The organism is Kitasatospora sp. NPDC041917 (genome assembly GCF_055589745.1).
In genome coordinates this window covers 30,583-43,725 of sequence record NZ_JBVJBI010000042.1, presented here as the reverse complement: position 1 = coordinate 43,725, position 13,143 = coordinate 30,583, and the positions used below count along the sequence as shown (strand labels likewise).

The following is a 13,143-nucleotide window of genomic DNA, read 5'->3' as shown; positions in this document are numbered from 1 at the left end:
GGCGTGGCGCAGGTCGAGGCGCAGGAGTTCGAGGGGCGGGGTGCCGGGTGGGGCCCAGCCGTCGGGGGCGGGTGGGGGCAGGGGGTGGTCGAGGAGGACGGCGGGGGGCCATGGCGAGGCGGTCGGGGGTGACGGTGTTGGGTTCGAAGACGAGCTCCGGCACCCGCGCGGCGATCGCTTTGACGATGCGTTCGGGCATGGTGCTGGAGTCCAGTCGCGCCTGCCGTTGCGGCTGGTCAGCAGGGGGGCGGCGGCCGGTGTCCGGGTCGCGGCCGTCGACGCGGTGGGGCAGGTGGTCGGCGATGGCTTGCCAGACCTCGCGGGAGGGTTGGTGGGTGATGCTGCCGTCGCCCTTGGGGGCGGGGCAGGTGAGGGTGCGGATCCGGCGGTGCGGGTCCTCCTCGTGCAGGTCCTCCCGGTCGATGCCGACGGCCTGGCGGGGGCGCAGGCCGTCGAGGAGGAGTGGACGAGGAGGCGGTCGCGGTGCGGGGCGGTGTCGTACGGGCCGCGGCGGTGGCGACCGGGCAGGGCGTCGTCGGCGGCGTACTGGAGAGCCGCGGCCTGCTCCAGGGTGAGCGGTGTGGTGCGGGGCGCAGTGCGGCGGCGTTGAAGGGGGGGCTCGGGGATGTGGCCGGCGTCGGCGGCGTAGGCGTAGAACGCGGCGAGGGCGGCCAGGCGGCGGGCGGGGTTGTGCAGGGAGGGGGACGCGTGGTGCGAGCGGGCGGCGTGAGGGCCGGTAGAGGTTGGGGCGGCGCAGGGCGGGGGGCGTAGGCCCAGGTGGTGGCCGTCGACTCGTCAGCGTTCCAGGCCCCGATGCCGGTGGTCTCCTGGGTGAAGTACAGCCAGTCCCGCAGGTCGGCCTCGTAGCGGGTGGGGGTGGTGCCCTGCAGGGCGCGGCCGTGCTTGCCGAGGCCGGCGGCGAGCCACCGGGTGAGGACGTCGTACGGGTCGGGGCGGGTCACCAGGAAACTGAATGCGGGGTGTCGGTGGTTGCTCCGTCCCGGCGGTGCCGGGGTGACCACGGTCCCGCCGCGGTGGTGCCCGCTCGTCCGGCCGCGTGGACGTCGGCCGACACGGGTGGATCGGGTCGGTGTCCGTGCGGCTGCGGCACGTCGGTAAGCAGCCAGCCATCGGACTCGGCCGGAGTCGTCTCGCCAAGGAGCTGGACTTCCTGCGATCCCCGGTCAGGTCTCTGCCGTACGCCCAACGAAGCCGGACCTGTCTTCGCCCGGGTGCGCCCCGCCGGCGGCGACCGGTGACCGACCAGCCCGAACGGCCGGCGCCGCTGCACGTCTTCCTCTCCGACGCCGCCGAACACGTCCTCGCCGCGCTGCGCTCCGGAGGGTCGGGCGCTCGGCCGCGAGGCCCAGCGCCGCTCCGTGGTCCACCTGGCCGGCGAGCCGCGCACCGCCACCCGGCTCTACGTCGAGGGCATCGACCCGGAGGCCGCCGCCGGTTACGGCACCGTCGTCGAGGACCCGGAGCAGGCCGACCTGGCGGTGGTCCGCCTCGCCACCCCGTGCGAGCGGTGCGAGGGCATGCTGGAACAGCACTTCCACAGCGGTTCGCTGGAGTTCGAGCCGGCCGAGGTCGAGCGGCTCACCGCACTGGCCGCTACCGTGCCCACGGTCTTCGCCGCCCAGCTGGAACGGCCCGCCGTGTTCACCCCGCCGTCCTCACCCCGCTCGCCCCGCACGCGGCCCTGCTGATCGGGGAGTTCGGCGCCGCGGACGAGGTCGTCCTGGACGCCGCCCTCGGCCGCGCCCCGATGACCGCGACCCTCCCGTTCGACCTGCCCGCCTCGGACGCCGTCGTCGCCGCCTCCGGCGAGGACGTGCCCTTCGCCCCCGCGCCCCCTCTTCCGCCACGGCCACCGGGTGGTGGATGCGGGCCGAGCACAGAACGACCGGGGCGCGGCACCTCCGAGGGTGCCGCGCCCCGGTCATTCGGCAGCCCCACCGCCCTACAGGGCGGCGGCGAGGGCGTCGGCGGTGCGCAGGGTGACGGCGGCCAGCTGGAGGGTGGGGTTGGAGGTGCCACCGGTGGGGAACACGGCGGAGCCGACGACCCAGACGCCCGGGTGGTCGTGGGACTGACCGGACGGGTCGACCACGGAGTCCGCCGCGGCGGTCCCCATCCGCATGGTGCCCATCAGGTGGCCGGAGCCTTTGTACGTCCCGGCCGGGGCGGCGGGGGCGATCTCCGTGGCGCCGACGGTGCCTTCGAGGTACTGCCAGATCCGGTGGGCGACGCTGTGGCCGTAGGTGAGCGCGGCCTTGGAGTAGGCGTCGACCCGGTAGGCGATCTTCGGGCGGGGCAGGCCGAGGACGTCGAGCTTGTCGGAGAGCGTGACCTGGTTGTCCGGGTTGGGCAGCTGCTCTGTGGAGTAGCTGAACCGCAGCATCCGGGTGACCCGGTGGTTGACGGCCTCCTGGAGCTTCGCGCCGGTCAGCAGGATCTTCCGGGCGGCCTTGTCCCACATGAGGGCGTCGAGCGCGGCCTCCGGTGACTGGGTACGGCCCCAGCCGTCGTTGCCGATCGTCATCCGGAAGCCACCGGTGTCCTTGCGGAACAGGCCGTCCCGGAAGTTCTCGATGCCGAGCGTGCTCTGCGGACCGCGGAACGGGAAGACCGGCTCGGCGAGCAGGCCCACCACCTCGTCGGTGGGGTGGTCCATCAGGTTGCGGCCGACCTGGTCGCTGGTGTTCCGCAGGCCCGAGATCAGCCAGAGCCTGGGGATCTCGACGCGGCCCGCTGCGTCGCGTCGAGGCCGTTGTTCCCCGCGTCCAGGATCAGGACGCGGGCGCCGGGTTTCGCGGCCTTCACGGTGCAGGCGGTGAGCGCCCCGGCGACGCCGGCGCCCACCACGACCAGGTCGAAATCGAAGTCCATGGGGTCGGTTCCTCGCTCGCTCAGGGGTGCTGGGTCCAGTGGCCGTACCCGCTGGGCTGGGGCGGCTGCGGTGCGGCGGAGCCCGGGTGGGCCTCGATCACGCTCCAGATCAGGCCGGAGCGCCACTGCGCGGAGGTGCCGGGGGGATCCGGCGTCTCGTCCGGGTGGGGGAACAGCCCGGTGTACCAGACCGTGATCACGGCGCGCGCGGTGAGCGCGAGCGCGGCGTCGGCGTCCAGGGTGTCCTGGAGGGCCTTGCCCGGGTCCGGCGCGCCCGTCGCGGTGGTCCAGGCGGCGAGCAGGCGGGGGAGATCGGCGGGGTAGGCGGTGAGGACGCGTTGCTGGAAGGCGTCGGAGAGCCGGGCGTCGAGCGGGGCCGTACCGGTGAGGTGCTCGGAGAGGCCGCGGAAGTCGGCAGTGGGTGGCATGGTGGGCGTCCTCCCGTTCACTTCTCGAGGAAGACGATGTCCTCGATGGCGGGGCGCAGCTTGACGGTGTTGCCGATGACGTCGACGACGTGCTGCAGGCCCTTGGTCGTGAACCTCGGGTCGGAGAAGAAGTACTCGTCGTCCTTGCCGGCCAGGAAGGCGGGGAAGGCGTCGAGGGAGGGGCCGAAGAGCCGCAGGTAGTCGGCCAGGCTGCGGAACAGCTTCGGCAGGATGACCAACTGGTCGGTGAGGCTGCCCAGGTCCTCGATCACGGCGCCGGTGTGGGTGACGTCGTTGGCCCAGACGCTGTCGGGCGCCTTCATGGCCCGTGCCTGTCGGGCGGTGGCGGCCATGTCGAGGCGCAGTTCCTCCGGCAGGTTCGAGAAGAACGTCGGGTAGACCAGGCCACGGGACAGCAGTTCGTGGTTGGCGGTCTGGTGCAGCATCGGGACGGTGACCATGACCGACGTTCCGCTCGCGGCGTCCGGGTCCGGCGTGCCCCTGCCGACCAACGCGACGCAGCGGCCGAATTTGTCGGCGCCGCTGGCGAGGATGTACCCGGAGACGGTCTCCGGGGTGGCGGAGGTGACCTTCTCGTCCCCTCCCCGCTGGACGTCGGTGAAGCCCAGCCAGGCCAGCAGGACATCCCGGGCGGCGTGGGCGCCCAGGTCGAGCGGCTGGTGGGCGAACTCGGGACCGACGCCCTGGTAGTGCGTCTCCAGGGCGTCGATCCCGTCCAGCCGCAAGCTGGCGCCACCGTCCTTCACCTTGACCCCGCCGGGGACCTTGGACCAGAGGGTGAGGTCGTCGGGGAGGAAGCGGATGGTGTCGCCGTCCGGTTCGAAGCCCTTGATCAGGTAGCTGCCCTTGATGAGGATCATCGGCATGATGTCGCCTCTCGTAGTCGAGTCGCGACCCATTGTGAGGTGATTCGTCGGCAAACCACGGAAGTGTCCCGTCGGCGAGTTGGCAGGCGGCCCGCGCGCCCGAACCGGACCCGCTGCCGGTAGCCCCACCCGTGCCGTCCACCGACCGGTGGACGGCAGGTTCGACCGGCCGGGCGTGACGGTCGCCGCCCCCGGCCGACCCGCTCCCGCCGTAGGCGGTCGTTCCGGAGAGCCGGCCGAAGTCGGCGGCTGAGGAAGTGGTGCGGCCCGGCGGGCGAGGGGCTTTCGGGCAGAGTTCGGTGCCCTTTGGGGTACGGCCGTCCTTGCGGGGCGAGCCGGGTGGGATCCTGGGCCGTGAGTGTGCGGTGGCCACCGTGGCGACCCGGCCACGTCGTCGCCACCCGGGGTCAGGAGCGGCAGTGCGAGCACAGGAACGCGACGACCAGCGGGCCGGACTGCAGGCGGCGCAGCGTACGGCTGCGTCCAAGCGGCCGGCGGGAGAGATTCCGGCAACCGGGCGGAGCCTGCTCGCGCTCCAGGCCTCGGTCGGGAACGCCGCCGTCGTGCAGATGATGCGCCGGGGCGGGGTGCTGCACGCCGGGCACCTCGCACAGGGGGAGTCGGCACGGTTCGCGGTGCAGCGCTCCACCGTGTTCGAGGTCCTGCGGACCGGCGGTCGGCCGCTCGACGGTGCGACCCGCACCGAGATGGAGAACCGCTTCGGCGCCGACTTCTCCGACGTCCGGATCCATGACGACAGCGCCGCCAAGGCCTCCGCCGCCGAGGTCGGCGCCAGTGCGTACACCAGCGGCCACCATGTGGTGCTCGGTGACGGTGGCGGCGACAAGCACACCCTGGCCCACGAGTTGACGCACGTCATCCAGCAGCGCCGGGGTCCGGTCGCGGGCACGGACAACGGCGCGGGCCTGCGGGTGTCCGACCCCTCCGACCGCTTCGAACGCGAAGCCGAGGCCAACGCCCGGCGGGTGATGGCGGGGGGCGGGATGGCCACGGTGGCGCCGGCCTCGGCGGTGCCGGCCCCCGAACGGGGGAGCCGGCCCTCGGAGGCCCTGCCGATCGCCCGTCTGATGAGCGTGGAGGCCTTCAAGCAGCGGAGCTCTGTGAAGAAGAGCATCCGTCCCGGTGCGCTGAAGAAGCTGGACGCGGCGCTGGAGCGGTTCCACGCGATTCCGGAACAGCAGTTCTCCGTCCGCTCGCAGCAACTGGAGGCGATCGTCCAACTGTGCCTCAAGGCCCAGGAGGAACTGAAGGACGGCCCGCGCAAGAACGCGACCTTCGATCTCATGAACGAGGCGGCCACCGAGAAGAACGGGATGGCCCTGGACGTCGCCGTCGAGACCGCCATGCGCCAGGCCCGGCAGGAGCAGCCCATCTACGACTGCCTGGAGCGCTACCAGCGGCGCGACGGCGAGTCCGGCGGGTTCGTCCACCTCATGGAGGCGAACGACCTGCTCGCGAGGCACGCGGCGACGCCGGACGGCAAGGACCTCGGAGTTCTCAGCGCCCTGGTCCAGGACCTCATGAGCCGGGCGGTCCACGCGCTGGCCCCGGAGCAGAAGGCCTACCTCGTCCGCCGGGACCTGGCGCGGATCGAGGCGCTGCGCGACACGCTGACGGACGGCACCCTGAAGCGGATCCTGACCGAGGTGCTGACCGGCACGGACCAGGTCAACTTCGAGGCCGGTGGCGCGGGTGCCAAGCTCGGCGGGCCGGCGGGGCAGGCCTACACGGTCAAGCACGGGCTCACCCAGCCGGACGGGACCGTCGAGCGCACGGGGTCGCTGGTCCACGAGCTCACGCACGTCGCCACGCACCGGACGTACGGGAACTCGGCGGTCATGCTGATGCTCCCGCTGAGCATGAGCGAGGCGGAGGCCATCGCCCTGGCCAAGCACCGGACGGCCCGGATCGGCGAACTCGAAGCACTGCTCGCCCGGGAGAGCGCCACCATCCCGGAATCGCACACCGCGCTGATCAGGAACAAGCTGAACTACGCCAAGGGCGACAAGCTCTCGACGTACGTCGCCAACTTCAGGGCCAAACTGACGGCCGACGGCGACTACGAGCGGCTCTCGCAGCTGGCGAGCCGGATCCCGGAGGGCAGCAGCACGCTCGTCGAGTACGACACGGTACTCAACCAGCTGCTGGTGATGATGCACGAGTGGGGCACGGGGCCGGAGTCGGCGTTCCGCAACCGGGTGGAGGCGCTGGCCCAGGAGCGGTACGAGCACCGGCAGGCCGGTTCCACCGAGCCCGCCCCGGCCGCGACCGTCTGACCTGTGCCGACCGGCGCCGCCCCCACCACCGGGCCGACACCGCGGGGTCGACGGCGAAGGTCATCACAGTACGTACAGCGTTGAACACGGGCCCACCTCCGGAGAGTTCTGGTTCCACACGGCCTGGAACGTGACGTCCGGGCGTCATACCGTCCGGTAGCCCGCCGATTTCCGCAACGGCTTGACGTCACGCTGCGAGGCGGGCCCGGCGGGCAGCGCGCCGCCGGTAGGCCCGGGATCGGCACTTCCCCGAGCAGAACCGCATGTCGATCCGATGGATCGCCCCGGCGAAGGTGATGACGCCGCAGCCCGGGCCTGGAGGTAGGCGGTCCAGTCGGTCGCGGCCCGGGAGCGATCGCGTGAGGGTGAGGTGATGAGGTTGAGGCCGAGCATGGGGGCGAGGACGGCCGGGGGCATGTCCTGCGCGAGCTGCACGAGAGCGGCGGCCCGGGCGGCTGGGGATGCCGTGGGCGGTGAGGCGTCGCACGAGTGCGCCGCCGGGGTCGGTGAGAAGCGCGGACAGCAGCGGACCGTCCGGTGCGGTGGTCAGGCGTCGGCCGGCTCGGGTTCCGCGTCCTGGCTTTCGTCGCTCGCCGAGGCTGCTGTGGGGGAGGGGAAGGTGAGCTTCGCCATGCGTGCGGAGATGTCCTTCCGTCCCTTCAGCGCGGCCTGCACATCGCGTTTGGGGATCCCGGCCGTTTCCGCGAGTTCCTCGATGTCGCCGTCGAAGAGCGGCACGGCCTTTTCCAGCTCTCTGGCGAGCTCTCCCTGGGCCAGCTCGACGCGCTCCTTGGCCCTGTCGATCGCGGTCAGGGCGGAGGTCTGGCGGGTCTGCCGCTGCCGGAGGTTCTCGCGTTCCTGATCCTGGCGCTGCTTCAGGGCGGCGCGCCGGTCGATCATCTGCTCGTTCCTGCGTGAGGTCATGGCGCGATCCTGGCGTCCCACCGTGCCCGAGTACAGCACCTTCGGGTGAGCCGCCCCGCGTCGTCGCTCGGCAGAAGGAATACGCGGTCCGGAAGTGCCCGATCACGAGCAGATCGGAAGGTGACGGAGGGACAACCAGGAGGGGAGAGAGGCGATCGACGAAGAGCAGCGGACACGGACGAGATGCCGAAGCGAGAGCGGACGGGCAACTAGCCTGATCAAGAACAGCACACCTCTTGCTATCCGCCGTTGATCCCGAAGGAGTGCGCCAGGTGCCCTGCTCCGTCGGCCGCCCGGGAGACCGGTACGTCGCCGGCGCTGCGGTGCGTCGGGACGGTGCCGGGGCCGGCCGGTGATCACCCTTCACCCGATCAGTGCGGGCAGCGGCATCGACTATTTGCTCTCCACCGTCGCCGGCGACGATGTGAGGACCGGTGCGCGGTCGCTGGCGGCCCACTGGGAGGGTGGCGGGGACACCCCCGGCGTGTGGCTCGGGGCGCAGGCGGCCGCGCTCGGCATCGCCGGCCGGCGGGTCACCCAGGAGGCCGCCGACGCCCTGTTCAAGGACGCCCTGAGCCCGGTCGACGGGAGCCCGCTCGGCCGGCGCTGGAGCCGTTACCCGAGCGCCGAGGAGCTGTACGAGCGGTACGCCGCCGCCGAGCCGCGGGCCACCGAGGAGCGGCTGCTCCAGTTGCGGGCGAAGGCCGAGAAGGAGGGCAACCGGACCGCCCGGTGCGGGTGGGAGATGGTGTTCTCCCCGGTGAAGAGCTTCAGCGTGCTGTGGGGGTGCGCCGATGACGAGGAGCGGGCCCGGCTGGAGGCCGTCGAGGAGCGCGCCTTTGGGCGGATCTTCGAACGTGTCGAGCGCGAGGCGTGCCTCACCCGGACCGGCCCGACGCCCGCCTCCCAGGTGCAGGTCCGTGCCAAGGGTTTCATTGCCTGCGTGTTCGTCCACCGCAGCAGCCGGGCGGGCGATCCGGCGTATCACCGGCACTTGGCGATCAGCAGCAAGGTGCGGGTGGAGGACGGTCGCTGGCTGGCCCTGGACGCGCGCCGTCTGCACCGGATCGCGGTCGCCCTCTCGGAGGCCTACACCGCGGAGCTGGAGCGCGAGATGCATGCCGAGTTCGGCATCCGTGCGGGGGCGCGCCAGGACAGCATCCGGCCCGCGAAGCGACCGGTGCGCGAGTTCCTCGGGGTGTCCCTGGGCGCGGTGCGCGGGTTCTCCCAGCGCCGCGAGGCCACCGAGCGGGCCCTCACCGGGATGATCGCGGAGTTCACGGCCCGGGAGGGCCGTGCGCCCGAGCGCGCCGAGCAGTACAAGCTGGCCCAGGCCGCCACTCTCCGGTCCCGTCCGGCGAAGACCGCGACCACCGTCGACGGCGAGCGCCGGCAGTGGCGCCGCCGCGCCAAGGCGTACGGCATCAGGCGTCCCGACAAGCTGCTGTGGGCCGCCGCCCGTACCTGCGCCACCCACCCCGCCCCGGGCCCCGACCCGATGGTTGTTCCGAGGGCGATCGACGCGGTGCTCGCCGAGCTGGAGAGCCATCGCGCGACCTGGACGCGCGCCAACGTCGAGGCCGAGGCGTGCCGCCGGCTCACCGCGGTCGGCGCCCACCTGCGCGAGGACTACCACCGGGTCCTCGTCCGGGTCGTCGACGGCGTCCTCAGCCCCGTCCGGTGCGAGCTGCTGACCCCGCCCGACGCGGTCCCCCTGCCCGCCCGGTACGCCCGCTCCGACGACCGTCCGTCGCTGTTCGCCGAGATCGGATCCCGGGTGTGGACCTCCCACGGCATCCGGGCCGCCGAGCGGGGCCTTGCCGAGGCGTCCACGACCCCCGTGCCGGTGCACCGCCTGACGGCCGGGCAGGTCGACCGGGTGCTCGCGGCCGGCGAGAGCGGGCGTGGCTTCGCTCCCTCCGACGAGCAGCGCGAGGCGGTCCGCCGGATCTTCGGAGCGGACACCCGGGCCACGTGGGTGGTCGGCCCCGCCGGCACCGGCAAGACCACGATCATGCGTCTGGTGCGGGAGGTCGCGGATGCCCATCGGATCCCCGTCATCGGGCTGGCCGGCGGCCAGGTCCAGGCCGACCTGCTCGCCGCCGAGGCGGGCATCCGGGCGGAGAACATCGCCAGGTGGCGGACCATGTCCGAACGGTACGGGCGGGGCCTGCGCCACTGGACGCTCCAGAGCGGCACGATCGTCATCGTCGACGAGTCCGGGCAGGCCTCCACCCCCGATCTTGCCGCGCTGCTCGGCCAGGTCCGGCAGGCCGGCGGGCGGCTGCTGCCGATCGGCGACCCGCGCCAGCTCGGCTCGCCCGGAGCGGGCGGCGCGCTCGCCGACATCGAGGAGAGCGTCCCCGACGCCGTCGTCCGCCTCACCGAGGTCCGCCGTTTCCGCGACCCGGGCGGCACGGTCCGCCAGTGGGAGGTCGACGCGGCCCGCCGGCTGTCCGTCGGCGATGCCGGCGCCGCCTTCGACGCGTACGACCTGCGCGGGCGCATCCACTGCGGCCCGGCCGCCCCGGTCATGCGCCGGCTCTTCGAGGACTGGCGGCGGGACGTCGAGGACGGCCTGACCTCCGTCATGATCGCCGCCACCGGCGCTGCCGTCGCCGAGCTGTCCCGCCTCGCCCGTGAGGACCGCATCGCCCGCGGCCTGGTGGACGACCGGCGCACGGCCGACCTCGGCGCCCGCGGGCGCGCCGGCGCCGGCGACATCGTGGTCACCCGGGTGAACGACCGCCGCCTCGCCACCGTCGACCGGCGCCAGTGGGTGCGCAACGGCGACACCTGGACCGTCGAGGCCGTCGGCGCCGACGGCTCCCTGACCGTGCGCCACCAGCGGACCCGCCGCACCGTCACCCTGCCCCCGGCCTACGTCGCCGACGCCGTCGACCTCGGCTACGCGATCACCTCCGCGCGCTGCCAGGGCGTCACCGTCGACGTCGGCCGCGCCCTGCTCGACACCGGCTGGAACCGCAACGGCGTCTACCCGGCCCTCACCCGCGGCCGCTACGGCAACCACGCCTACCTGATCACCCAGGAGCCCCCCGACGGGGACAGCGGCGAACCCGGCCACCCGCGCACCGCCCGCGAGATCTGGCACGCCGTCGTCGAACGGGACGGCACCCGGCTCTCCGCGAGCGCCACCGCCCGCCGCCAGGAGGAGCAGGCCCAGTCCCTCGCGACCTCCACCAGCCGCCTCGTCCACGTCCTCGACGAACTCAACGCCGAAGCCGCGCAGCAGGCGATCGCCGCACTGCTCGGCGGCCGCGCCGCCTCCCGTCTGGCCGCCGCCGAGGCCTGGCCCGCCCTGCGCGCCCGCTGCGCGCGCCTGGCCGACGACGGCCACGACACCGACCGGCTCCTGCGCGCCGCCTGGGCGGACGATCGGGGCAACGAGACCGACCACGGCACCGGCCGGCCGCTGCGTGACCTGGCCGCCATCGTGGTCGCCCGCCTCGACGCCCTGGTCGAACACCGCGGTGAGCGCTTCCGCCTGCCCGAGGGCGCGCCCCGCCCCGCGACCGCCCCGACCTACTGGGACCCGCCCTGCGCCCGGCCCGGCGCCACGCTGTTGGAGGCGATGGGCCTGGTGCTGCCCGACGCCGACCCCGGCGACCGGCGCGTCACCCTCGCCCACGACCTCGCCGCCCACGCCACCGTCCGGGCGGAACGCCTCGCCGCCCGCGCCCGCGCGAACGCCCACACCGGCACCGGCTGGGCGGCCGCCTACGGGCCCGAACCCGCCGATGCCGACCGGGCCCGCCCGTGGGCCGACCGGATCGCGGCCGCCGCTGCCTGGCGCGACCTGGCCGGCTTCCACGCCACCCGGGCCACCGGTGACGCCCCCGCCGCCGCGCGTACCGAGCAGCGCGGCCTGTGGCGTGCCGCCCAGCTCCTGCCCGACGAGCAGCAGCACGCCGCCGAACTCGCCGCCACCGGCCCCACCTGGCTCGACGTACTCGGCCCCGCACCCGCCCCGGCCCACCCCCACCGCGCGCTCTGGGACAGGGCGGCGGCGCTCGTCGCCGCCTACCGCGACCTGTGGGACCACGGACACGAGAAGCAGGCGCTCGGGGACCGTCCCGAGGAGCCGATCCAGGCCGCGGACCACGACCTCGCCCAGCGGGCGATCACCGCCTGGCGCAACCGTCCGGCCCCGACCGTCGTCGACGAGGAGCAACGACGGCGGGCCACCGCACGCGGACGGGCCGCCCGCGCCGAAGCGGCCGAGGCCGCCGACGCGCTGGCCGCAGTCCACGCGGTCCGGCGCCTGGCCGCCCGCGCCCGGCAACTGGCCGACGACGACCAGGTCCGCGCCGAGGCCGCCCGCCGGACGGCCGCGACCGACGACCAGCGCGCCCGCGCGGCCGCCCTGCAGACCCGGGCGGACGCGCACACCGTCCTGGCCGGCCGGGCCGCCGACGCGCTCGCCGCCGCCGAACGGCGACTGGCCCGCACCGCCCCCAACGGTCTGCGGGCCAGGGCCGACGCCGACCGCGGCCGGGCCGCCGAACGGCTTCGCGCGCGGCCGCCCGCCGTGCGTCCCGCCGTGCGTCCCGACGGGCGGCGCCCTGTCCAGGCCGGCGTTCCGGCCTGGCGGGAACGCCCGTTCGGCGGCTGGTCGGACGCCGAACTCGACGCGGCCCTGCGGACGGTCCTCGACCGCGCCGCGCGCCTGGACCGGGCCGTGGCCGACGCCGAGGACCGTGCCGCCCGCGCCGAGGCCCGGATGCTCGCCGGCGGCCGCATCGACCAGCAGGTCCGGGTGCTCGTCGACCGTGTCACCGGCCACGGCCGGCTGCGCGCGGCCGACGCCGCACTCGCCGACCTGACCCGGCGCCGGGCCCGCCTGGCCGCCGAACTCGCCGCCGCCGACCCGTCCGGCCGTCCCGCGCTCCGGGATGGGGAGCGCGAAGACCTCGTCGAGCTGCAGCGCACCTGGCAGGCGGAGTTCGAGGCCCTGCTCCAGGCCGAGCACCACCACCGGATCGTCCGCGCCCAGGCGCTCGCCGACATCGGCGACCTCGCCGGCGTCGACGCCGCACTGGACCTGTGGGCACGGATCGGCGGCCGCGCCGAGGCCTACCGCGACCACCTGCGCCGAATCGCGGACCAGGACGCCCGGCACCACCACCGCACCGCCCGCGAGTACCGCGACCGGGCCGGCCGCCTTCGCCTGCGGGTCGACGCCCTGCGTGACGAACAGCGGGCGCGTACGGCGATGCCGGTCGACGAGCGCGGACGCGAGGCGGCCGAACGCCTGCCCGCCGTCCAGCGGCGCCGGGCCGAGAAGCGGGAGACCGTCGTGCGCCGGCAGGCCGGGCTGGGTGGTCCGCAGACGGTGCACCGATGCCGCGAACGCCTGCCGAACGACGGTGTCCCGTCCTTGTACCGGCCGTAGTGGCTTTGTCCACGAGAAGCGGTTCCGGCTCGTTCCGGAAGTGAGCCAGAACCACTTCATGTGAACGCAGCCACGGTCAGGAGCGCGTAGGAGCGACCACCCCACGTACGAGGTCTCATCGGCCCCGACAGCACCCTGGACACGACGGCCCAGCTGATCCTCACCGCCGCCGCCCTGACACGGCGCCGCCCGGGGTGACGCCGCACGTCAGCGGGGCCACGACCTGGCGGGACCGACCGCTCGCGGCCGCCCGGGCGTGAGCGGTCCCGCAGCCCTGGCGTCAACGGCCGGACCGGAAGACC

The 13,143-nt window shown here is 74.2% G+C and carries 8 protein-coding genes; 3 read left to right on the top strand and 5 right to left on the bottom strand.

Features of this window, described 5'->3' with window-relative positions:
- Positions 1-1,379 precede the first annotated feature (1,379 nt).
- Positions 1,380-1,709: a hypothetical protein gene (locus ACZ6EM_RS33500; RefSeq protein ID WP_465774036.1), complete on the top strand. Its 330-nt coding sequence runs from the start codon at positions 1,380-1,382 to the stop codon at positions 1,707-1,709.
- Between the two features lie 254 nt (positions 1,710-1,963).
- On the opposite strand, the gene ACZ6EM_RS33495 is transcribed toward ACZ6EM_RS33500, so the two are convergent.
- From ACZ6EM_RS33495 to ACZ6EM_RS33480, 4 genes are read right to left on the bottom strand one after another with little or no spacing between them, the layout of a single operon-like run.
- Positions 1,964-2,677, bottom strand: coding sequence for a GMC family oxidoreductase (locus ACZ6EM_RS33495; RefSeq protein ID WP_465774035.1), 714 nt, complete (start codon positions 2,675-2,677; stop codon positions 1,964-1,966).
- A gap of 44 nt (positions 2,678-2,721) precedes the next feature.
- The gene (locus ACZ6EM_RS33490; protein ID WP_465774034.1) at positions 2,722-2,892 is read right to left on the bottom strand and encodes an NAD(P)-binding protein; all 171 of its coding nucleotides are present in this window, start codon (positions 2,890-2,892) and stop codon (positions 2,722-2,724) included.
- 20 nt (positions 2,893-2,912) lie between these two features.
- Positions 2,913-3,320, bottom strand: a complete 408-nt coding sequence (locus tag ACZ6EM_RS33485) for a sugar dehydrogenase complex small subunit (protein WP_465774033.1) — start codon at positions 3,318-3,320, stop codon at positions 2,913-2,915.
- 17 nt (positions 3,321-3,337) lie between these two features.
- Positions 3,338-4,207, bottom strand: coding sequence for a nuclease (locus ACZ6EM_RS33480; RefSeq protein ID WP_401048084.1), 870 nt, complete (start codon positions 4,205-4,207; stop codon positions 3,338-3,340).
- Between the two features lie 419 nt (positions 4,208-4,626).
- Here ACZ6EM_RS33480 and ACZ6EM_RS33475 point away from each other — a divergent pair, with 419 nt between their 5' ends.
- On the top strand, positions 4,627-6,504 hold the full coding sequence (locus tag ACZ6EM_RS33475; RefSeq protein ID WP_465774032.1) for an eCIS core domain-containing protein: 1,878 nt from the start codon (positions 4,627-4,629) through the stop codon (positions 6,502-6,504).
- A 546-nt stretch (positions 6,505-7,050) separates the two neighbouring features.
- Here the strand turns inward: ACZ6EM_RS33475 and ACZ6EM_RS33470 are convergent.
- Entirely contained in the window at positions 7,051-7,428 is a 378-nt protein-coding gene (locus tag ACZ6EM_RS33470; protein WP_331768768.1) for a hypothetical protein, read from the bottom strand.
- A gap of 352 nt (positions 7,429-7,780) precedes the next feature.
- Between ACZ6EM_RS33470 and mobF the strand changes: the two genes are divergently transcribed.
- On the top strand, positions 7,781-12,841 hold the full coding sequence (gene mobF, locus ACZ6EM_RS33465) for a MobF family relaxase (protein ID WP_465774031.1): 5,061 nt from the start codon (positions 7,781-7,783) through the stop codon (positions 12,839-12,841).
- Positions 12,842-13,143 lie beyond the last annotated feature (302 nt).